The organism is Paenibacillus sp. JCM 10914, from assembly GCF_001315105.1.
Classification (GTDB): Bacteria; Bacillota; Bacilli; order Paenibacillales; family Paenibacillaceae; genus Paenibacillus_AQ.
In genome coordinates, this window is sequence record NZ_BAZR01000043.1 from 13,482 (window position 1) to 37,838 (window position 24,357).

A 24,357-nucleotide genomic window follows, 5' to 3' on the forward strand; every position below is an offset into this window, starting at 1 on the left:
AAATAAATACAAACATGCCTGAGTGGGTTATTGGTAAGGTTTCTGATGCGTTAAATAAAGAGAGTAAATCACTTATGAATTCAAAAATTTTAGTTTTAGGCTTGTCATACAAAAAAGATATTGACGACGTTAGAGAGTCTCCTTCTGTTGAACTAATGGAATTACTAAAGGCTAAAGGTGCCCAAATATATTATTCTGATCCCTATATTCCTGTCTTTCCCAAGATGAGAAAGCATTCTTTCGACCTCAAATCAATCTTAATAACACCGGAATTATTACAGGAGATTGATTGTACTATAATTAGTACGGATCATGAAGTTTTTGATTATGATTTAATACATGCGTATAGTAAATTAATTGTGGATACTAGGGGAGTTTATAGAAGTATTACTTCTGATAAAATCGTCCGAGCCTAAGCCTAAAACATTTTAAACCTAGGGGAGGAGTACTTTGTTAAATCAAGATAAAAATATACTAATTAGTATTGTAATGCCTGTTTATAATCGACAAGACACGATCCTTCGATCTATTAATAGTGTGCTTGAACAGACTTATTCAAATTTTGAGTTTATTATTGTTGATGATGATTCATCTGATCAAACAAAAGATATAATCCAATCTATTGAAGATCATAGAATTAAATATGTACCTTTGCAACAAAATGTAGGTGCTTCTGCAGCCCGGAATATAGGAATCGATTATGCTAATGGTAGATGGATTGCATTTCATGATAGCGATGACCTCTGGGAACCAAGCAAATTAAAAAAGCAAGTTGATTTAATAAATGATAAGTCTCCTTCAATTATTTTCACTAGCTTTATTCGATATAGAAATGGGATACAAGAACATATACCTAAACCTGGTATGATTATCAAGGAGAACATACATAAGGAATTGTTACGAGGTAATTTTATAGCGACACCAACTGTACTGTTACCAAAAGAGGTTCTTTCCGTAACGGGATCTTTCAATGAAAAAATGCCTAGGCTGCAGGATTGGGAATTATGGTTGAGAATATCGCTGTATTTCCCTATTATTTGGATCGATGAACCTTTAGTAAAAGCTTTTTATACTGAGAAGAGTATTTCTTCGGACTCTGGTAGCCTTATAGAAAGTTATGAAAAAATTTGGGATATGCATAAGAAACTTTTCATAGATGCGGGGCCAGTATATGCTGCGCATTTTTTATTTTCTTTTGGACATAATTTATCATTGTATGGTGATATAAAAAAAGGAAGGGCGATGATTGTAAGTTCATTGAAGTATAATTTCTATTCAATAAAACAAATAGTTTGCTTGTTTTTGAATCTGAGTGGAGGCTTTATGTATAAAGTGGCTTATAGAATTTTCAAGAAAATTTAAAAAAAACTGCATATACTAAAGTATACTCGGAGGGAATTTCGGTGCTAGATAACCTATCGGAGATTGTTACTGATATTCGGAATATTAATTCATCTCATATTAAATATGATGCACCCTATATACTTAAAGTAATGTGTACAGGGGTTAAATACGAGTTTTTAATGAATTTAAAAAGAGAGAGCGATAAATTAATTATATTAGGTTCAGGTGCATATCAACCTGAAAAATTAAAGCCGCCAATTTTCCAAAGACATGCATGGATGAAGCATATACCAGAATCAACAATATTCTACAATGATCCGACATTATATAATGGGAAGATAAGATTGGGTTGGGGGTATGGTGTTAAAGACGATCACTATTTGGAGAACATCTCTAAAATATTCGTTAAATTACTCCCTGTTTTGGGAATTCCTTCAGGGAAAGTACTCTTTTACGGTAGTTCAGGAGGGGGATTTATGTCAATGATTTTAGGAGGATTTATAAAAGGAACCAAAGTTATTGTTAATAATCCCCAGACTATTGTCACTAATTATTATAGTGGCCACGTAAAAGATCTAATGGAGATAGTACATCCTGGAATGACAATTGAGGAAATATGTAAGAGCTATAACCATAAATTAAGTGTTCCTTTTTTTTATAAAAAGATAGGATATATTCCGCGAATTATTTATATTCAGAACGTCTCGTGTGAGCATGATATGCAGAATCATTTAGTTCCTTTTATATCGGAAATGAATTCTTTAGATAAGTTTTTGATAAGGTTAATATTATTTTATATAGTGATAGTATAAAGGGCCATAGTCCACTTGGTCTCAAGGAAACCCTTGATTATATTAGTGAGTACTTTATTGAACTTGAGGATCTCAAGAATGATATTTCTGTAGTACCTGCAGTACCTGCTAGTCGTAAATTAGGAAGGTATAATAAGTTACTTGGTTTCTTTAAAAAATAATCACCTTATTAAATAGATCAAGGAACAGTGTCACACCTCTATACCATAACTAATGTCAACAATAATCACCTGCTAGTCGAAGCATATCCGGTGATACTGTCACATGAGGAAATACTTTTTTCTGTATAATAATTATACCGATGGGATCATATATCCAAATTATTAAATATCTTCTCGTCAATCTGATCCATAACTACAATCGTCACGATCACGGAATGCTAATATACTCGAGCTTTTTTTTCTATATTTTTGCAAGATCTGGATCCGACGATTCAGATACCTGTAAAAGCGCTCGACGGAGTTTATGTACTGGGTGGAAGATCAGCAGTAAACTAATCATTGATTTGTTATGGAAACATAAATCTATTTTTATTGATGCGGCACCAATAGGTGTTTTCATATAGTTATAAATTAGCTTTATATGGTGATATGCAAAAGTAGGAACGTTTTGCTTGAAAAAATTAATTTTATCTCCGCAAGTCAATCATTATGTTATTTACCAACATTTATGGCCAGAGAATATACCGGATTGTTATACTAATATTAAATTAAACCAGATATTAATGAGATGAGGTCAATGAGTTGGTATTTAGTAATTTAGTGTTTATTTTTGCATTCTTACCAATAGTGATATCATTATATTATTTAATAAGAAAAGAGTTTAGGAATTCGGTTTTATTGATAGCAAGTTTATTTTTTTATGCTTGGGGAGAGCCAACTTATCTTTTTCTAATGATCTTCTCGATAAGTACTAATTATTTGTTAGCTAGAGTAATTATAAAAACGAATAAGTATAGACGAATAGCATTAATTATTGCAATCATTATAAATATTATTTTATTAGGGTATTATAAATACGCTGGTTTCATACTATCTGCTATTAGTGGAGTATTTAATTTTACTTATGATTTCACACCTGTAGCACTTCCAATAGGGATATCATTTTACACTTTCCAGGCGATTGCATACCTAGTGGATATATATCGCAATGAGATTAAACCACAAAAGAATATACTCGACTTTGCATTGTATATCTCGTTCTTTCCACAGTTGGTAGCAGGTCCGATAGTTCGTTATGACATAGTTGCTGCACAATTGAAGGATCGTAAGGAAAGTGTCAATTTATTTGCTCAAGGATGTATTAGATTCATTATTGGATTAGGGAAAAAGGTATTGATTGCTAATCAACTTGGATTAGTAGCCGATGAAATATTCTCTTCTCCACACAATGAACTAACAACTTCCCTCGCGTGGATCGGAATTCTCGCTTATACGTTACAGATCTATTTTGATTTTTCGGGATATTCCGATATGGCAATCGGATTAGGAAAGATGTTTGGATTCAAGCTCCCAATAAATTTTAACTATCCTTATATTTCAAAAAGCATCACTGAATTTTGGAGAAGATGGCACATCACTCTAGGTTCATGGTTTAGAGATTACATATATATTCCTCTAGGAGGTAATCGACAAGGTAAATGGAAATACGCAAGAAATTTATTTGTAGTATGGTTTCTAACAGGTCTATGGCATGGAGCAAGTTGGAGTTTCGTTATATGGGGGCTTTACTTTGGAGTGATAATCGCACTTGAAAAAATGGCGCTCAGTAAAGTCTTGATTAAATTGTGGGCTCCTCTTCAACATCTATATGTCTTGCTAATTGTAATGATAGGGTGGGTCTTCTTTAGAGCTGATAATTTTGTATACTCTTTTCACTATCTTAAGATAATGTTTGGAATTAATACTCCAGAATACTTTGACCATACTACAGTGTATTATCTACATGATTATGGAGTTTATTTTATTCTAGGAATTATTTTTAGTATCCCAATAAAAAAGATGTTAAGTGATAATAGAATTATATTTTCTCAGAAATTTCAAGTTATTATTCCTGTAGTTTATATCATTCTTTTTCTATTAAGTATTATGTACCTTACAAATTCGACGTATAATCCTTTTATCTACTTTAGGTTTTAAACATAAGTACTGAGGAGATAGTAAATGAATAGATTATCAAATATAATAATGACTTGTTTGTTTTTAGGCTGCATAATCCTTGTTGGATTTATTATGTTGCTTAAGCCGGATCGTTTAAATTCTGAATTCGAAAATAGAAAATTAGAACAGAGACCAGTTCTGAATAAGTATGACTTAATATCTGGTGAATATTTCAAGAGTTATGAGACATATTTCAGTGATCAATTATTTACAAGAGATCTTTTAATAAAGGCATACACAAAACTACAGTTAAGTATGAATAAAACAATCATTAATAGTACAGTTGTTGCAGAGGATAACTGGCTTATGGATATTCCTACTACATCTTTCAAGAAAAGTACATTTGTAAAGTCAATCCAGCAAATGAATGACTTAGCGTCATATTCTACTGATAATAATATTTCAATAAATTTAGTATTAGCTCCCCATAAGAAAAATATTCTTGAAAATATCTATCCTAAATTTATTCAGAAGAATGTTGGTTCAAGAAGCAGAGATCATTTTGCTAAGAATATTGATTCAAAGGTTAATTATATTGATTTAGCTCAGCACTTTCAAGATACATTTACACACGAGCAATTGAAAGAGATGTATTTTAGGACAGATCATCATTGGAATTTGAGAGGAGCTTTTAATTCGTATAAATATATTTTGACTCAATTAGGCGATGAGATTGTAAAGGAAGAGTTAAATAGACCTATTCTAGATTATGAGGTTAGGTGTAGTAATAGTGCGAATTTCTTAGGAAGTTATAATAGGAAATTATTTGGTTTAAAAGATTATAATTATGAATATCTATGTGGATATTTCCCAAATGACCAATCCCATTTACAAAAATTTAAGGCTATAAATTCAAGAGGTGCAGAATTTAATAACATAAATGAAGTGTTTGGAAGATCACTAGACAAAGCTGAATTAAGTTATGCTGGTATAACCTCTTCTGATTTTGCAGAAATAAAATTTCACTATAGTAATATAAGTTCTATAAATATGTTGATTCTAAAAGATTCATATGCTAATGCAATTGTCCCATTCTTGGCTCAACATTTTTCTAGTACCAGTGTAATTGATCTGAGACATTATCATGAAATGAACGTATATAAGTACATTGAGGAAAACAATATTAATGCAATTCTTATCTTGTATAATGATACTAATCTTTCTGGGGAATTGTATTCATTCGATGGAACCTAATATATAGAGGAGATTGATTTCATGAAAGCCATAATCCTAGCCGGCGGCACAGGCTCACGCCTCTATCCCTTAACTAAAGTCACCAATAAACACCTGCTGCCAGTCGGAGCATATCCAATGATTTTCCATCCGGTATATAAACTCCGTCAAGCAGGCCTAACCGATTTTCTCATTGTCACCGGTAAGGATCACATGGGGGATGTCGTAAACTTATTGGGTAGCGGTAGTGAAATGGGGGTTTCCTTCACTTACAAAGTGCAGGATGAAGCAGGAGGAATTGCTCAAGCGTTGAACCTTGCACATCAATTTGCAGGGGACGAACCAATAGCAGTCATCCTCGGCGATAACGTGTTTGAGGATGACATTTCTACCTATGTCGCAAACTTCCAGAGCCAAAGATTCGGCGCCAAGATCCTAATCAAAGAAGTTGCCGATCCTAACCGTTTTGGAGTTCCGGAAATACAAGGTAGTCAAATCATTTCCATTGAAGAAAAACCGGAGCAACCCAAGTCCAATTATGCTGTAACTGGAATATATATGTATGATCAAACGGTTTTTGATATTATCAAGACATTGAACCCGTCAGCCCGTGGCGAACTGGAAATCACAGACGTCAACAATGCATATATTAATCAAGGAAAGCTAACCTTTGATGTGCTTCAAGGCTGGTGGACGGATGCTGGAACGCATGCGTCACTCGCTCGGGCCAATGAGCTGGCTAGAGATGTTCGATTCGGTGATGATTTCGGCAAACTCAAACTGTAGTTAGGGAGGAATTGAACAATGAACGTAACTCCTTTGAAACTACCAGATGCTTTTGTACTTGAACCGGTGGTCCACGGCGATTACCGGGGGTTTTTTATGGAGAGTTACAACGGTTCACTATTTAACCAGCAAGGTATCACTTATAACTTCATACAAGACAATCAATCTTTATCTGCTGAAGCTGGTGTCCTGCGAGGGCTTCACTATCAGCTCAACCCAAAAGCTCAAACCAAGCTCATTCGTGTTCTGTCCGGAGCCATTTATGATGTTATCGTAGATATTAGAAAAAGTTCCCCTACTTTTGGCCAGTGGGTAGGCGTTATCTTAAGCGAGCATAACCATCGTCAGCTGCTGGTGCCGAAGGGCTTTGCGCACGGTTTTTGCACGCTGGTGCCGAACACCCAAGTGCTTTATAAAGTGGACGAATATTATTCCCCTGACAATGACCGCGGCATATTATGGAATGATTCGGCTTTGGGGATTGATTGGCCAACGTCAAATCCGATATTATCGGATAAAGACCAGCGGCACCCGCTGCTGAAAGACGCAGAGATGAATTTTGACTAGGAGGCCGTGTGGATGAAACTTCTTATCACAGGTGGCGCCGGCTTTATCGGCAGCAACTTTCTACACTATATGATTCAGCAGCATCCGGATTACCAAATTGTGAACGTGGATGCCCTTACCTATGCAGGTAATTTGGAAAACTTGAAATCGATTGAAGAAAACCAGAACTATACCTTCGTCCAAGCCGATATTGCTGACAAAACAGCAGTAGACTCCATCTTCCAACAAGGCGTCGACGTAGTGGTCAATTTCGCAGCAGAATCCCACGTGGACCGCAGTATTCTGGAACCTGAAATCTTTGTGAACACCAATGTGATGGGGACACAGGTTCTACTGGACGCGGCCAAGAAATATGGCGTAACGAAGTTTGTTCAAGTCTCCACAGACGAAGTGTACGGATCATTGGGGGAGACGGGACTCTTCTCGGAGTCAACACCACTAGCTCCTAACAGTCCTTATTCCGCTAGCAAGGCTGGCGGGGATCTGCTCGTGAGAGCATACCACGAGACCTTCGGGCTCCCGATCAACATTACCCGCTGCTCGAATAATTATGGTCCATACCAATTTCCTGAGAAGCTGATCCCTCTCATTATTTCTCGTGCCCTGAATGATGAACCCCTGCCGATCTACGGAGATGGTCTGAATATCCGTGATTGGCTGTATGTTGAGGATCATTGTAGCGCAATCGACCTTGTTATCCATAAAGGCAAAATAGGCGAGGTTTATAACATTGGGGGCCACAACGAGCGGACCAACCTGCATATCGTAAAAGCCATTCTAGCAGAGCTCGGGAAGCCGGAATCCCTGATCACCTATGTTGCAGACCGACCAGGACATGATCGTCGATATGGCATTGATCCTACGAAAATTACGGATGAGCTCGGTTGGAAGCCGAAGCATAATTTCGAGACAGGCATTAAGGAAACGGTTCAATGGTATCTAAATAACAAGGATTGGTGGACACGGATCCAGTCCGGGGCTTACCGGGATTATATGACCCAGCAGTATGGCAAGCGGTTAGGTGAAGCGGAATGAAGGTGCTTGTAACTGGGGCAAACGGGCAGTTAGGACAGGATGTAGTACATGTTCTTGCTGACGCTGGGCATGAGGTGATTGGCTGTGGAAGAAATGAACTGGATATCACAGACATGGTACAGTGTCAGCAGGTGATTACTGGCCACAAACCGGATACAATCATTCATTGTGCAGCTTATACGGCCGTGGATGCAGCCGAAAGCGATGTGGATGGCGCTTATCTTGTGAACACGATTGGCACACGGAATGTAGCGGTAGCTGCGGAGAAGATCAGGGCAGCTGTCGTGTACATTAGCACGGATTACGTGTTCAACGGAGCTTCCGAAAAAGCCTACATCGAATATGATGATACGGATCCACAGACGGTGTACGGACGATCCAAGTTGGCTGGGGAACAAATGATTCGGAATTTGTGTTCCAAGTGGTTCATCGTAAGGACCTCGTGGGTGTACGGTTTGCATGGTAGCAATTTTGTCAACACGATGCTTCGGTTGGGCCAGGAAAAACCACTGCTAAACGTGGTGTACGACCAAACCGGTTCGCCTACTTATACAGTAGATCTAGCTGATTTTTTATCCCGTTTAATCGTTACGGATCAATATGGCATTTACCACGCATCCAACGCGGGTTCCTGTACCTGGTATGAGTTTACTCAAGCGATTTTCGAAGAAGCCAGAGAACAGCTCGGCTTGTCGGTTATTGCGGAGTTGGGGCCCTGCACGACCGCAGAGTTTCCACGGCCGGCTCCCCGCCCCGCAAATTCAGCGATGGATCACCTAGCGATCCGATTGAACCTGTTCGAGGATTTACCGCATTGGCGTACCGCGTTGAAGCAGTTTATGCTGGCATTGAAACAACATCCTGAATTATACTTGAAATGATACAGCCAACGCTCCAGACCTGATCTGTATGATCAGGTCTTTTTGAGTTTTATCGTTCCTAACTGAATTTTAATCTAGAGATGGTTTAATTAGCATTAATTTCGGAGGTTTTTTATGAGTACTGTTAAGGTGCAAGTGCTGCTATCTTCCTACAATGGCGATTCGTATATTACGGAGCAGGTCCAGAGCATTCTTCGTCAGAGCTATCCTGAAGTCTCCATTTTGATCCGGGATGACGGTTCTACAGACAGCACCATAGAATTGGTAGAGGAACTAATGAGAATTTATCCAGGCAGAATCACTCTTATTCCTGGAAGTAATGTGGGTGTTGTGGCAAGCTTCTTCGAACTATTACGATCTGCTGACCCTGAGGCGGACTACTACTGCTTTTGCGATCAGGATGACGTATGGCTCGAACATAAGGTGGAAGAGGCGGTGAAGCGCTTGGAATCTTCCGTACATGCTGAAGTGCCGGCTATGCTATCTACTTCTACGTACCTAACAGATGAGAACTTGAACCGAAAAGGGATCTGGCCAAAACCTCCAGCCCGAGGGCCATCGTTCTTGAATGCTTTGTTCGAGAACATAGCCATCGGTGCGACGATCACGATGAACACATCAGCTCGTAATCTGTTTATTCAATGCTCGCCTGTTAATAGCAAGCAGGTAATGATGCATGATTGGTGGGTTTACTTGATGGTGTCCGCATTCGGTACGGTCATTTATGATCATACGCCTTCCATGCTTTATCGTCAGCACGGCCATAATGTGGTAGGAGGCAGTAATTCCCTGCTTGGCAAGCTTAAAAGTAAGTGGGCCAGTTTTAAGAGACATACAGGGAACGGACTTCTCCGGAAGCAAGCGCAAGAATTTTATCGAATTTATGGTCCGCGATTACAAGGTGAGAGGAAGGAGCAATTAGAAGAATTCATCGGGCCTCGAAATTCTTTTCTAAGTAGAGTACATTATGTTCGGAAATGCAGATCATACCGACAATCACGGGTTGAGACCCTTCTTTTTAAATTGTTCATATTAACGGGATTTATATAGTCCTGCACCATTACCATACTATTCCTTCTATTTATGTTATACTGTCGATAGATTAATATATTTGTCAGGAGACGTTTCACAATGGATCTAAGCATTCTCGTCGTGAACTATAACACCCGTCAATTGACGGTGGATTGTTTGCGATCAGTATTCGCGTCGGAGACGGATTATACATATGAAGTGATTGTAATAGACAATGATTCCAAGGACGACTCGGTTCAATCTATCCGGGAAGAGTTCCCTCAAATCAGCCTCATCGAGAACCGCGAGAACACCGGTTTTGCCAGGGCTAATAATCAGGGGATGAATGTTTCACAAGGGCGTTATGTGCTGCTGCTAAATTCCGACACAATTATCCAGCAGGATACGCTGCAGACGATGATAGACTTCATGGACGCTAATCCGCTCACAGGAGCCTCGGGTTGCAAAATCATCCTGCCAGACGGTTCACTGGATAAAGCCTGCAAGAGAGGGTTTCCGACGCCTTCTGCATCTTTTTACTATGCCTTCGGCTTAAGTAAGCTGTTCCCAGACAAGCCGAAGTTTAATCAGTATCAGCTTGGCTATCTTGATCCGGATCAGGAGTATCCGGTCGATTGTTTGGTAGGTGCGTTCATGATGGTTCGTCGTGAGACGATTGATCAGGTGGGCGGGCTGGACGAGCGTTTCTTCATGTATGGTGAAGACATTGACTGGTGTTACCGTATTAAGCAGGCAGGCTGGGGAATACATTATTACCCCCGCACCACGATCGTTCATTATAAAGGCGGCAGCGCCCGGCGTAGACCGTTCAAGATCATCTATGAATTTCATCGGGCAATGATTTTGTTCCATCGCAAGCATTACCGTCAGCGATACAACATATTTGTAAACGGAGCCGTGTACGCCGGTGTGGGTCTGAAACTGCTGTTATCTCTTGTTACCAATCGCCTTCAACCTGTCCGTCCCGCGACCATGGCTCATCATCGCGTGGAGTGGAGGTGAAATCATGATACGTAAGAATCAGGGCTTCTTGACGAAGTTGTATATGTTAACCGATTTTGCTTTTATCCAACTAGCATTCTTATTAGCGTGGTGGGTTAAGTTCGAGAGCAGCTGGTTTCCGGATGAGAAGCCGCTCTCGCTTGAGACCTATGCGATATGGAGTTTAGTATACGGTGCCATTGCTTTAACCGTGGGTATCATGATTTCTCTCTATTCTCCCAAGCGCAAAAAACGTTTTGCCGATGAGTTCATGAAGATTTTCCAGACTCATTTTATCGGCATGTTCATCCTTCTTAGTTTCATGTTCTTTGTCAAACAAGTTGATATCTCACGTTGGTATCTTGCCATTTACATGACGCTTAACGTGGTGTTGATCATCCTGTACCGATTTTTCCTGAAGAAGACGCTTAAGCATTATCGGGAAAAAGGGTACAATCGGCAATTTGTGCTCATCGTGGGTGCAGGTACGTTAGGTAAACGCTTCTTCCGCAACCTTAAACAATATCCGGAGCTCGGTTATGAGGTGATAGGGTTTCTGGATGATTATCAGCAATGGAGCGAGCAGGAGGCCAAGCGGCTTAAACCGATCTTGGGATCGGTTGGTGATCTACAGAAGGTGCTGGACGAGAAAATGATCGATGAAGTGGTACTGGCGCTTCCTCTTGATGCGCATAACAAATATCCTGGCATTATCGCGGCTTGCGAAAAAGCAGGTGTCCGTACACTCATCATTCCTGATTTCTTTGACTACCTTCCCGCCCGACCGATGTTTGATATTTTGCAGGTATGCCGATGATCAATGTCCGGGATGTACCGCTGGATCTAACGGCGAACCGCCTGTTTAAACGGGCCTTCGATATCTTATTCTCGTTAATCGCCATCATCGTGACATCACCAATTATGATTGGTATTTACTTGGGTATTCGATTTACCTCTCGCGGCCCCGTCATATTTAAGCAGGAGCGGGTAGGCCTTAACCGCCGGAAATTCCACATGTACAAGTTCCGTTCGATGAAGCCATTACCTGAGGGAGCGTCTGATATGGGTTGGACCATTGCGAATGATCCAAGACGCACCAAGTTCGGCACATTTCTTCGAAAGACCAGCTTGGATGAATTGCCGCAGTTCTTCAATGTGTTATTGGGTCATATGAGTGTTGTTGGCCCACGTCCAGAGCGTCCTTATTACGTTGAGCAGTTTAAAGAAGAAATTCCGAAATACATGGTGAAGCATCATGTACGGCCAGGCATTACAGGCTGGGCACAGAGTAATGGACTGCGCGGGGATACTTCCATTGAAGACCGAATCAAACATGATATCTTCTACATAGAGAATTGGTCGATTTTGTTTGACATCAAGATCATCTTCCGTACTATTCGTAACGGATTTAAGAATGCATATTGATAAATACAAGTTTTGATTCCGAATATTATCACCAACCGCCATCTGGCGGTTTTTTGTTGTCAAGCTTCCCAAGTCATTTCAGCGAATCATTTACCATAAAAAATGTTCGCATTTCATGCGAACATAAATTGACTTGCTACCCATGCTGTCATAGACTTGTTTTAGAACAATAGTAACCCGTGAACGTGGAGGAATGACGCCTTGAAAGAGATGATACCATCCTGGAGACATGTGTTTAAGCTGGACCCTGAGAAGGAGATAGATGACAACACGCTTGATGCGATTTGCATGTCAGGTACCGATGCGATTGTGGTCGGGGGCTCTACCGGGGTCACATATGAAAATACCGTGGATTTACTATCGCGCGTCCGGCGTTATGAGCTGCCGTGTGTACAGGAAGTATCCGATCTGGAAGCCGTTGTGCCAGGATTTGATCTGTATCTGGTACCGATGGTCTTGAATACGCCGGACCCGACCTGGATCATGGGCCGCCATCATGAAGGAATCGAACGATACGGTTATATGATTCCATGGGATCTGGTCGTCAGCGAGGGGTATATCGTATTGAACGAGGACGCCGCCGTAGCCAAGTTGACCGGGGCAGAGACGTCCATCGAAGCGAGTTCCGTAGTAGCGTATGCCCAGATTGCGGACAAGCTGATGAATTTGCCGATTCTTTATTTGGAGTACAGTGGATCGTTCGGCGATATGGAGATCGTTCGCAGCGTCCGGAGATCCGTCGAGCACACTCGCCTGTTCTATGGCGGAGGCATCACGAATGCCGAACAAGCCGCCGCGGCAGCATCCGTGTCGGATACGATCGTGGTAGGCAACATCGTGTATGACAATTTGCAGCAGGCGCTTGAAACCGTGAAGGTCCTGAAAGATCTCGACGCTTTTTCATGATAGAGTAATCGTCACCAACGTATTCATACCTACCTACTTTTATAATCTACACCCTAGGAGGCTATATTTTATGCAATCGATTGATATACACGAGGCGGTTAGACGCCTGAATCCACAGCAGCGGCAGGCGGTTGAAGCCACGGACGGACCGTTGCTGATTATGGCCGGAGCCGGCTCCGGCAAGACGCGGGTGCTAACGCACCGGATTGCGTACCTGATCGCCACGCGTAAAGCTGCTCCATGGAGCATTCTGGCGATCACGTTTACCAATAAAGCCGCACGCGAGATGCAGGAGCGGGTGTCCAAGCTGGTGGGACGGGAAGGACAAGATATATGGGTATCGACGTTTCACTCGATGTGCGTTCGTATTTTGCGAAGAGATATTGAGCGCATTGGCTTTACCTCGAACTTCAGCATCCTAGATTCAACGGACCAATTATCAGTGATCCGCAATGTGATGAAGCATCACAACATCGACCCGAAGAAGTTTGAGCCGAAGGCGGTTCAAGCGGCGATGAGTGCAGCCAAGAATGAGTTGATCTCCCCGCAGCAGTATGAACAGAAGGCAGGCGACTATTTCGAGTCACTGGTTGCCAAGGTATACACTGACTACCAGAAGCGTCTGAAGAGTAACAACTCGCTTGATTTCGATGACCTGATCATGACAACGATCCAGTTGTTTAAGGAAGTGCCGGAAGTTCTCGACTTCTACCAGCGTAAATTCCAATACATCCATGTGGATGAATACCAGGATACGAACCGGGCACAGTACATGTTATGTCGCATGCTCGCCGATAGCCATCACCGGATCTGTGTGGTGGGAGACAGCGACCAGTCAATCTACCGTTGGCGCGGGGCGGACATCACCAACATTCTGAATTTTGAGCAGGATTACCCGGAGGCCAGAACGATTCTATTGGAGCAGAATTACCGCTCGACCTCGAATATTCTGAATGCGGCGAATCAGGTCATTGGCCTGAACACCGGCCGTAAGCCGAAGAACCTGTGGACGGAGCAGGGCGAAGGCGCCAAGATTAAGGTGTTTCGTGGGGATACGGAGCATGATGAAGGCTATTTTGTTACTTCGGAAATCAGCAAAAACATCAAAGCTGCCAAGAGCTATCAGGACCATGCGATTCTGTACCGAACCAACGCGCAGTCGCGGGTAATTGAGGAAATTCTGATCAAGTCGGACATTCCGTACCAGATCGTGGGCGGGATCAAGTTCTATGATCGTAAAGAGATTAAGGATTTGCTGGCCTATCTGCGTCTGATCTCTAATCCGGATGATGATATTAGCTTGACCCGAATTATTAACGTGCCAAAGCGAAGCATCGGCGACACGACCGTGGCGAAGCTGGCTGCGGCCGCCGGTGAGCGAGGGATCTCGATCTTCCGCGTGCTGGAAATCGTTGACGATCTTGGGTTTGCCGGACGAACGCGCAATGCGCTGGTGGGTTTTTACGATATGATTGCGGCTTTAAGTCGAATGGTAGAATATCTGTCGGTAACGGAACTCACGGAAAAAATTCTGGAGATGTCCGAGTACCGCGTCGAGCTCCACAACGAGAATACAATTGAATCGCGATCGCGGCTTGAGAATATTGATGAATTCCTGTCTGTAACGCAAGAATTCGAGAAGAATAATGAAGATAAGTCACTTGTCTCTTTCCTCACCGATCTTGCCTTGATCGCGGATATCGACTCGATGAACGACGATGAAGAAGACCGCGATGATGCAGTTACACTCATGACGATGCACAGTGCCAAAGGGTTGGAGTTCCCGGTAGTATTCATTATCGGCATGGAAGAAGGGGTATTTCCGCATAGCCGAGCGTTCATGGATAATGAAGAACTCGAAGAGGAGCGCCGCCTGGCTTATGTCGGCATCACGCGTGCGGAGAAGCAGCTGTTTTTGTCCTGTGCACGCATGCGCACGTTATTTGGACGGACGACGGCAAACCCGCCATCGCGATTCCTGGAGGAAATTCCGGAGGAGCTTAAGGAAGATACGCAGATTGCGAGTGATCGTTATCGCCGCGGCGGTGGGAGCAATATGGGCGGATCTTATGCCGGAAGAGGTTTTGGCGGTAGTGGAGGCAGCAATTTCGGAGGTAGTCGTAATCGGGACCTCTCGCTTGGTGGATCTACGGCTTCCGCTCAGGCGGCGCCGAAGAGCAAGGTCACGGTCACAACCGGTGCATCCCCTCGTCCGGCGACGGCTGCGTCCGATAGCAGTGGTTTTAACGCCGGAGATAAAGTGGCTCACGGTAAGTGGGGAACAGGAACGATCGTGGCGGTTAAGGGAAGCGGCAACGACATGGAGCTGCAGATTGCCTTCCCGGCACCGGTGGGCGTGAAGCGGTTGCTCGCAGGTTTTGCCCCCATCACGAAAGTGGAATAACGGCTGATTTTATTTTATATGATGGTTATCTGATTGAAGGAGGAGCCCCTGCATGGAGTTCAAGGATAAGATGGAGCAGCTCATCGCGGAGCTGAACAATTACAATTACCATTACTATACGCTGGATCAGCCGCTTGTTAGCGACAAGGAATACGACGCTCTGTATGACGAGCTTGTTGCCTTAGAACAAGAGACGAGTGTCACGTTACCCGACTCCCCAACCCAGCGTGTGGGTGGTGAAATTCTGAAGGGCTTTGCGCCACACCGCCATCAGGCACCCTTATGGAGTCTGGATAAGGCTCAGAATATTGAACAGCTCCGCACTTGGCACGAGCGAGTGATCAGGCTCGTTAATGATTACAATACGAAGAATCCTGATAACACGCTGCCCAGCCCGTGCTACGCCTTGGAGCTGAAGTTTGATGGGTTGACGCTGAATCTGACATATCAGGACGGTAGACTTGTTCAGGCTTCGACGAGAGGTAACGGAACGGTAGGGGAAGGCATACTGTCGCAGGTGAAGACGATCAAGTCGGTCCCCCTGACGATTCCTTACGCCGACGGGACGATCGAGGTTCAGGGTGAGGGCATTATGAACTTGTCCGTCTTGGAGAACTATAACAAGACCGCAGCTGAGCCGCTCAAGAATGCGCGCAATGCTGCAGCGGGGGCGCTTCGTAACTTAAGTCCAAAAGTAACGGCTGAGCGCAAGCTGAACGCGTACTTTTACAACGTGGGTTACTCCGATGACATCACCTTTAATGACCATAAGGAAATGATGAATTTTCTGCGTGAGAACCGGTTGAAGGTGAATCCATACATTTTCTATTTTGAACAGTTCGATGACGTGATGGAGCAACTGGCCGATATCGAGAAGGGGCGTTCTGATCTGGACTATCTGATTGATGGGGCTGTCGTGAAGGTGACGGACTTCCGTATTCGCGAGGCTTTGGGGTATACAGACAAGTTCCCACGGTGGGCGGTGGCTTATAAATTCGAAGCTGAGGAGACGACAACGGTACTGCAATCCGTAACTTGGAACGTGGGTCGTACCGGAAAAATAACTCCGCTCGCACGCGTAGAACCGGTTGATCTTGCCGGAGTAACCGTTCAGAATTGTACGCTCAACAATATCGGCGACATCGAGCGCAAGAATCTGAAGTTCGCCTTAGGTTCGCGTGTGTTTATTCGTCGCTCGAACGATGTCATCCCTGAGATCCTTGGTAAAGTAACCGAAGAGCAGGATGGAGAAGAAATTTTGTATCCTGAGGAGTGTCCTTCCTGCGGATTCCCGTTGGAGCAGCGTGGCGCTCACCTGTTTTGTAACAACAAGACGGGTTGCAAACCACAGATCGTGGCGCGGATTACGCATTTTGCCTCTCGGGATGCAATGGACATCGAGACGTTCAGCGATAAGACCGCGATTCAGTCTTCGATGAGCTGAGCGTAAGGGAACCTGCGGATTTGTATACTCTCTCGTTTGACAGCCTCCTGAATCTGGAGCGTTTCGGTGAGAAAAAAGCACAAAATCTGCTGGATGCGATTGAGAAGAGCAAAGAGCGGGATTTGGCTTCATTCCTCTTCGCCTTAGGCATCCCGAATACGGGCAAGTCCACAACGAAGATGCTTGCAGACCATTATCGTGACCTCCATCGGGTGATGTCGGCAACAGCAGAGGAACTGGTGGAGCTACCGGATGTTGGAGGTATTGTGGCGGATAGCATCGCAGGTTATTTTGCCGATCCGTTCGCTCAAGCGAGCATTGAGAAGATGCTGTCGCTTGGCGTCCAGGCCAAGGCTCCGGAAGCTCCGAAGCCTGTCAGCAGCGATTCTTATTTCAGCGGTAAGACGGTTGTGCTGACAGGTACGCTTCACCTGCTAACCCGTGAGGAAGCTACCGAACGCTTGGAGGCTTTAGGTGCCAAAGTGACGGGCAGCGTGTCTAAGAAAACCGACCTCCTCATCGCAGGCGAGAAAGCAGGCAGCAAGTTAACGAAGGCACAGCAACTGGGTATCGACATCCTGGAGGATGAAGAGGAGTTTGTCAGATTGTTGAATGAATGAGTTTTATATTGCTGTATTTTTATAGCAGAAATAAATAGGCAATGACCCAAACCGAAGCTGCCCGTCAGCTTCGGTTTTTTGTGCTATATCGATGCTGACCTGGTATCCCTTACGCCGTGCGTAAGGCTCTGGATGCTTGCCATGATTAGGTTTTTTGGTATTCGTCAAAACCTCCTACCGATTCGACTGAAATTAACAAAACATTACAGAAAAGGATGAAGGAATATAATTTTCATTCTAGAATAAATTTACCACGGGTCAGTCACGGCATAGAAAGAGGTGGTAGAGAAGCGCTGTTCCTAGGTTTAAGGCCCTGCTATTCATGGTGAAAAATCGGTTTGTAGAGAGGAGCAAAGTCTTGAGTAAACGAGTGTTGTCCATATTATTGAGTTTGGTATTAATGCTTTCATTGGTTATCCCGGCAGCCGCTGCTCCATTGGAGTCTAGGCAACTGCTGAATAATCCTTTAAGTGCGGAAGATGCTTTGCAACTAAAACAGATTTTGCAGGATCGGGCAGAGCTCGCCAAGACTCCTGTGCTGGATGAACAATTGGAAAGCACGGGAACTGGGCCGGTCGATGTCATCGTAGAATTGTCTGCTGAGCCGGTTGCACTGGCCAAGGGCATATCTTCTATAGCGGGCAAGTCATTTAGCTCTTCAATGAAGGCTAACGTCGAACAGAAAGTAGAGCGACAACAACAAACCTTCATTGACAGTCTGAATAGCCAAAATATCAATCATGAAATCTCTAATCAATATAGCTATGCTTTTAACGGGGTAGCATTGGAAATGGACAGTAGCAAACTTGAGACCATTCTCGATATACCCGGCGTTCTGGGCGTGTATCCGGATCTGGAAGTAACGGTTGGCCCCAAGGGAGAAGTTAATCCGTATATGAAAGATACCGGTCCATTTATTGGTGCTCCGGAAGTATGGGATCTTGGATATACAGGTAAAGGTGTTAAAGTCGGTGTGATCGATACAGGAATAGACTATGTTCACCCAGTCCTGAAGGATGCTTATAAGGGTGGATATGACTTCGTGGATAACGATAATGATCCTTATGAGACGACTCCGCTCGATTGGGAGAACGATCCTAACGATCCTCCACAGGTCAATGATAGAGGAAGTACGTATTGGACCGATCACGGAACGCATGTGGCGGGCACCATCGCGGCCCGGGATGCGGGTGAATTCGGAGTTGTGGGTATCGCTCCGGAGGCGGATATCTATGCGTATCGTGTGCTTGGCCCTTATGGGAGCGGTAAATCCAGTTGGGTACTGGGGGGTATCGACCGTTCGATTCAGGACGGAATGGATGTGATTAACCTCTCGCTTGGCAGTGCCCGCAATGATCCGGATTATGTAACGTCCGTGGCCATTAATAATGCTGCGCTGGCTGGTGTCACGCCAGTCGTTTCCAGCGGCAATACGGGGCCGAACCGCTGGACGGTAGGATCGCCGGGGGCATCTGCTTTTGCCATAACCGTAGGAAACTCTACAGGACCGAGTGATGAAATTTCGGCCACTACACATTTTTATACGGATGCTGTGCAGCCTGAGGTACCCGTCGGAGTGGATGAGGGTACAGTGGAACCTGGGGCTGAACAGGAACAACCAACTGCTTCTGAAGAACAGTCTGGTGTACAAGTAGGTGATGCTGCCGAGCCAGCAACGTCCGATGAAAACCCATCGGATGTCGTAAGCGAAGAAATTCAGGGAACTGATGAGGTTCCTGTTGAATCAGCCGAAGAAGAAACTGCTCCGGCAGTGGACATTAACGTACCTTTGAGCGTAGTAGACGCTACGTATACCCTTGAACTGATGGCTTGGAGTCTGGCCGAGGATCCGGAAATAGTCCTGGATGGAGAGTCTGGCCTCGTGTATGCGGATCTGGGTAAACCTGAAGATTTCGCGGATAAAGACATAACGGGCAAAATCGCGTTGATTAAACGCGGAGAACTCGCATTTGTGGAAAAAATCGCTAATGCCAAGGCTGCAGGTGCCAAAGGGGCGATCATTTTCAACCAAAACCCGGGACCGATCGGTGTTCTGCTTGGTGACAGCTTTAACTTTATCCCGACGCTGAGTATGAGCAAAGAAGATGGCGATTTCCTCAAATCTCTGCTCGATGCCAACCCTGATCTTAAAGTAAGCTTTTCTGATTTTGTCAGAAGCAAGTCGGTTGGGGATGAGATCAATGACTCGAGTTCCCGTGGTCCAGTTAAAAAGACCCTGGATATAAAACCTGACGTTGTAGCACCGGGAACGAGCATTCTATCGTCCGTTCCAGCCTACGGAAAGGAAGATCCAGATGCAGATTACGGTCAATCTTATGATCGCCTTACAGGTACAAGCATGGCTGCTCCGCATGTGGCGGGACTTGCCGCACTCATACTGGAGAAGCACAGTGACTGGACTCCGTTTGATGTGAAAGTTGCGCTGATGAATAACGCCAAAGTGCTGAATACGGATTCTTATGATGTAACGGATCAAGGGGCAGGACGTATTCAGGCACTTGGTACCATTCAGGCTGAGGCTCTGGTCAAGGTGCTGGATAAGACGTCTTATCTGGAGAACGGAACAAGTAAAGAGCAGGAGAATATTACGGGAAGCCTTAACTTCGGTAATTTTACGGGAGGAACCGCTCAGACCGTTCAGAAGAAGATTAAGGTTGAACAAGTTGGAGAAATAGGCGGACAGTTTGAGGTGGAGATTAGTAGAACGCAATCCACTCTTGGAGTAGATGTTACCGTGGACCAGACTTCTTTTGATTTAAATGGGGAGAAAGAACTCATTGTAACGCTTCAAGTTCCAGCAGGTATATCCGGAGTTTCGGAACAGCAGGGCTACATTATCTTTAAGAACGGTAACCGCACTTATTCTGTACCTTATGTAGCGTACTTCAATCTGGAAATGACGGGTATCAAATACACGAAGGTCTATTCCGATACGGAAACCTACTTGCCGCATTTTCCTTTGGACGAACAAGGGGAACTTGACGAACTGTCTGTAGGCTTCGAATTCTACAATCCTATGCGAATTGTCATCGTTGATTTGTACGATAGCCTGAATCCTGAATCAGGACCAGACGGTGATGGGTTGATTGGGCAGATTTTTGGCACAGATAAGTATCTTTTCGAAGCCAATACGGAATATACACTCGGATTTGATGGAGAGTACTTCAATTACACAACCGAAGAAATAGAATGGATTAAAGACGGTCTGTACTCGGTAGAACTTTTGTCCCTCGGTACGAATAGTGTCGTTTATACCGATTATGCAACGATTCCATTCTTCGTCAAAACTAAAGCACCTATTATTAACACGAAATCTGACGTGCAGGCCTCCAGTGGTTCCACGCTCGCACTAACCGGAACCATCGACGATCTCTATGTCACGGCCGTTCCGGCATTAATGGACGATTGGGCCATTGATTTCGATGTTAGCGAATGGCTGGCTGCCAATTATGTTGTCAAAAAAGCCGATAAGACGGTTGCCAAACAAGGCAGCTTCGATGTCGAACAGGATGGTGCGTTTAATATCGCTTTAGGTAGCCTGTCTACGGGTAAATACACCGTTGAACTTTCGGTTAAGGATCACCAAGGACTGGAAGGTAAAGCGGTGGTATCCCTCAATGTGGTAAGCAGCCCAGACCCAGGTAATCCTGGCGGCGGTGGTGGCGGTTCAGGCACACCATCTACACCAGCTCCTGAAGTATCTGGTGACGCCAAAGTAACCACGAAGAAAAATGCGGACGGCACCGAGTCTGCAACAGCAGCGCTGTCTGAAGCAGCGGTTACAGCAGGAATCGCAAGTGACAGCAAAGAAGTGAAGCTGGACGTTTCTAAACTTGATTTCAGTAAATATAGAGACGTAACCCTTACATTAGGCAAGACAACCGCTGACAAATTGAAAGCATCGGGCAAGCCTCTCGTGATCACGGGTAACGGTTTTACATTGACCATTCCTGCTGAGGCTTTGGATGATTTCGTAACGAGCAGTGGATTCAGCTTAAAGCTCTCCGTTACGGCAAGTAAACCAGGGCCTGATAATCGGGTGTCCTCACTCGTATCGATTCAACACGCAGACAAGTTCAGTCATCCACTATGGTTGACCTTGAACTATGACCCTGCGAAAGTGAAGGATACACGCAAGGTCGGCGCCTATGTTCAGTCGGAAAAAGGGGACTTGCAGTCCGCTGGCTTGCTGAAGTCGGTTACAAGAGGATCAATCACGTTCGGCATTTATGGACCTGGTTCTTATGTAGCCGCAGAGAACAACGTAACCTTTACCGATATTGTCGGGCACTGGGCTAAGGACGAGATCGAAGTTGCTGCCTCGCAGCATATTACGAACGGTACGGGTGCAGGCAGGTTCTCTCCGAACAATGCCGTGACACGGGCTGAATTCGCGACGCTGCTGGATCGCATTTTCGAGACGGGCATTGATTGGGAGACACGCAGCAAAGAAGCAGGAGCGAAGAACCCACTCACTCGTGAGGAAATGGTCGTTATGATTGCGGAAGCATTGAAGATTGATTCGACAGCAGGTTCATTGTCATTCCAAGATATCCATCTGATTTCAGAGGATGCACGTGCAGCGGTTGCTTTTGCCGTCGAGAAAGGGCTGGTCAAAGGAGTAAACGGTAATCGTTTTGCACCCAATGAGACGTCTACTCGCGCACAAGTATCCGTGATTGTGTATCGTCTGCTCGAGTACCTGAACAAGATTTAATCTGAACTAACGGGAGTTTGTCCTGGATCTTAGATAGATCAGGGCAGCTCCCGTTTGTTTTTACCGAGAAATAGATATTCATTATTGATGGACGATGATATTCTATGGATAAATAGGATATGGATTGGAAGGGGTAGAAGATGAAAAATAAGAAAGTACTTACTTATCTAGCCATACTTATATTACCGTTGTTCATTATCGTTATGGTTTTAGTCGACATGACGAAGCCCGGTAGAGGAGGAGATGAGTTACGCCTCTGCATCGAATGGGTGACCAAGTACATACTGCCCTGGATTTTCCTATACTGGTTCGTCAAACTTGTCCGGAAAATAAAATAAAAAGACACGCATCATATCACACAAAACGTGTATTGATGGGTGTCTTTTGACTTATGTTACTCCCTAGCCCATTGATCCAGCTTATCATCTCCCGGCAGAAGCAGTGCGAGCAGTCCCAGAGCGGGCAGGAAACCAATAGCAATCATTACGTTGCCAATTCCCCATGTATCACTAAGATTACCAAGGACAAGCGAGCCGATTCCTCCCATACCGAAGGCGAAGCCGGTAATCAAGCCGGACACGGTACCGATATTGCCTGGATGCAGCATTTGGGCGTAGACCACCGTGACCGAGAAGCTCGATAACAGTACGAATCCACCGATGACGAGCAGCACGCCGGCCCAGAACGGAGAAGCGAACGGCAAGATTAGAGCGATCGGCGCCGTACCGATCATGGAGAACATAATCATGTTACGTCTGCCAAAACGGTCGGCGAGCGGTCCGCCGAAGAAAGTTCCTACAGCCCCAGAAGCCAGGAACAGGAAAATATAAATCTGAGCATTGTCCAATTTAATTTGGTAGGCGTCCATTAAATAGAAGGCGTAATAGCTGCTGATGGCTGCGCCGTACCAAGACCGGATAAACACAAGGACGACAAGCACGAGCGTTGCGTTCAAAATGCTTTTGCGTCGTGCCGGATCGAGCGAACGACCGGAAGTCCTTTTTTTAAAGGTATAACCTGCCTTTAGCATGTCGTGATACCATTTGGCAACGTAAGACTGGACGAGTATCCCAGCAGCAGCCACAAAGGTAAATCCTATGGCACCAAACTGACCGAATGGAACAAAGATATAACGTGTTAACAACGGAGCCAGCGACTGTCCCGCATTTCCTCCGACCTGAAAGATCGACTGTGACAATCCTTTTCGCATGCCGGCAGCCATATGCGCGACACGCATCCCTTCTGGATGAAACGTAGCTGAGCCCAGTCCGATTAGAATCACCGCGAACAGAACCAACACATAAGTATGGGCATATGCGAGAATGAATACGCCTGCGAAGGTAAAGCACATTCCGATCGGAAGAAGAATCGGGGTTGGCTTTCGATCAGCAGCATAGCCGATGACGGGCTGGATAATAGAAGAAGTAAAATTGATAGCGAACGATATCCATCCGATCTGCGTGAACGTCAACATAAGATTATCCTTCAATATAGGAAAGATCGCAGGTATGACGGATTGAATGGAATCATTAAACAAATGGACAAAGCTGATGGCGAGCAGAATTTTGTAAACCGTAGCTTGCCCGGCCTCTCCGTGAGCTGGACTGGGTTTGTCTTGGGGACGCTGGAGAGCAATGCTTTTGTCAGCCATGCTTGGCAAACTCCTTTCTTATGAGATGACTCGAACGCGTGAAAAGCGATGAATTAACAGTAGTCCCATTCGTGCAGGAAATCAATTACATTTCGAGATGAAACCTATAAAATATCCGGTCAGGGAATGAGTGAATAATTTTAATAAAAACACTTGCTATAACGATGAGCTCATGGTATATTACTAATTGTCGCTTTTGACATATATTCTTCGGAACATGTCGAAAGATGTCGAAAAAAATGATTGACACCAGGTTCTAAACTTGGTAAGATATAATCCTGCGCTGCTGAATTGAAAGTATTAGCATCGCGGACCAACAAGTTCTTTGAAAACTGAACAAATGGAACACGTCAATGTAATACAAAGCAAACGTTGATACGTTAGCTTCTAAATGAGCAA

General features: G+C 44.3%; 14 protein-coding genes and 3 pseudogenes. 16 read left to right on the forward strand and 1 reads right to left on the reverse strand.

Translation table 11 applies throughout. The features are described from left to right. Positions 1-14: 14 nt before the first annotated feature. The 16 genes and pseudogenes from JCM10914_RS31560 to JCM10914_RS31565 all read left to right on the forward strand — a co-directional run bounded on the left by JCM10914_RS31560 (position 15) and on the right by JCM10914_RS31565 (position 22,307). The gene (locus JCM10914_RS31560; protein WP_269433939.1) at positions 15-416 is read left to right on the forward strand and encodes a UDP binding domain-containing protein; all 402 of its coding nucleotides are present in this window, start codon (positions 15-17) and stop codon (positions 414-416) included. Between the two features lie 34 nt (positions 417-450). Further along, positions 451-1,362 (forward strand): glycosyltransferase family 2 protein, encoded by a 912-nt coding sequence (locus tag JCM10914_RS26205; RefSeq protein ID WP_023966721.1) that lies wholly within the window; start codon positions 451-453, stop codon positions 1,360-1,362. 41 nt (positions 1,363-1,403) lie between these two features. Then, a complete protein-coding gene (locus JCM10914_RS26210) occupies positions 1,404-2,156 on the forward strand; it encodes a hypothetical protein (protein WP_023966723.1) in 753 nt (250 codons plus the stop codon). Positions 2,157-2,899: 743 nt separating this feature from the next. After that, positions 2,900-4,294: an MBOAT family protein gene (locus tag JCM10914_RS26215; RefSeq protein WP_023966725.1), complete on the forward strand. Its 1,395-nt coding sequence runs from the start codon at positions 2,900-2,902 to the stop codon at positions 4,292-4,294. A 24-nt stretch (positions 4,295-4,318) separates the two neighbouring features. Next, the gene (locus JCM10914_RS26220) at positions 4,319-5,509 is read left to right on the forward strand and encodes a DHHW family protein (protein ID WP_023966727.1); all 1,191 of its coding nucleotides are present in this window, start codon (positions 4,319-4,321) and stop codon (positions 5,507-5,509) included. 21 nt (positions 5,510-5,530) lie between these two features. After that, on the forward strand, positions 5,531-6,274 hold the full coding sequence (locus JCM10914_RS26225; protein ID WP_036720244.1) for a sugar phosphate nucleotidyltransferase: 744 nt from the start codon (positions 5,531-5,533) through the stop codon (positions 6,272-6,274). Between the two features lie 18 nt (positions 6,275-6,292). Then, positions 6,293-6,841: a dTDP-4-dehydrorhamnose 3,5-epimerase gene (gene rfbC, locus JCM10914_RS26230; protein WP_023966731.1), complete on the forward strand. Its 549-nt coding sequence runs from the start codon at positions 6,293-6,295 to the stop codon at positions 6,839-6,841. Positions 6,842-6,853: 12 nt separating this feature from the next. After that, entirely contained in the window at positions 6,854-7,876 is a 1,023-nt protein-coding gene (gene rfbB, locus JCM10914_RS26235; RefSeq protein WP_023966733.1) for a dTDP-glucose 4,6-dehydratase, read from the forward strand. Next, a complete protein-coding gene (gene rfbD / locus JCM10914_RS26240; protein WP_023966735.1) occupies positions 7,873-8,757 on the forward strand; it encodes a dTDP-4-dehydrorhamnose reductase in 885 nt (294 codons plus the stop codon). The genes rfbB and rfbD overlap by 4 nt, the downstream gene beginning before the upstream one ends. 114 nt (positions 8,758-8,871) lie before the next feature. Continuing rightward, positions 8,872-9,807 (forward strand): glycosyltransferase family 2 protein, encoded by a 936-nt coding sequence (locus JCM10914_RS26245; RefSeq protein ID WP_023966737.1) that lies wholly within the window; start codon positions 8,872-8,874, stop codon positions 9,805-9,807. An 81-nt stretch (positions 9,808-9,888) separates the two neighbouring features. Then, a pseudogene (locus JCM10914_RS26250) lies at positions 9,889-10,799 on the forward strand (glycosyltransferase family 2 protein). Next, positions 10,796-12,195: pseudogene (locus JCM10914_RS26255) on the forward strand (undecaprenyl-phosphate glucose phosphotransferase). The pseudogenes JCM10914_RS26250 and JCM10914_RS26255 overlap by 4 nt, the downstream one beginning before the upstream one ends. A 201-nt stretch (positions 12,196-12,396) precedes the next feature. Continuing rightward, entirely contained in the window at positions 12,397-13,101 is a 705-nt protein-coding gene (locus tag JCM10914_RS26260) for a heptaprenylglyceryl phosphate synthase (protein ID WP_023966745.1), read from the forward strand. 70 nt (positions 13,102-13,171) lie between these two features. Then, positions 13,172-15,505: a DNA helicase PcrA gene (pcrA, locus tag JCM10914_RS26265; RefSeq protein ID WP_023966747.1), complete on the forward strand. Its 2,334-nt coding sequence runs from the start codon at positions 13,172-13,174 to the stop codon at positions 15,503-15,505. A 52-nt stretch (positions 15,506-15,557) separates the two neighbouring features. Further along, positions 15,558-17,569: pseudogene (ligA, locus tag JCM10914_RS26270) on the forward strand (NAD-dependent DNA ligase LigA). 358 nt (positions 17,570-17,927) lie between these two features. Beyond that, entirely contained in the window at positions 17,928-22,307 is a 4,380-nt protein-coding gene (locus JCM10914_RS31565) for a S8 family serine peptidase (protein WP_036720246.1), read from the forward strand. A 394-nt stretch (positions 22,308-22,701) separates the two neighbouring features. Here JCM10914_RS31565 and JCM10914_RS26285 read toward each other — a convergent pair whose 3' ends face one another. Further along, on the reverse strand, positions 22,702-23,958 hold the full coding sequence (locus JCM10914_RS26285; protein ID WP_023966757.1) for an MFS transporter: 1,257 nt from the start codon (positions 23,956-23,958) through the stop codon (positions 22,702-22,704). Positions 23,959-24,357: the final 399 nt, after the last annotated feature.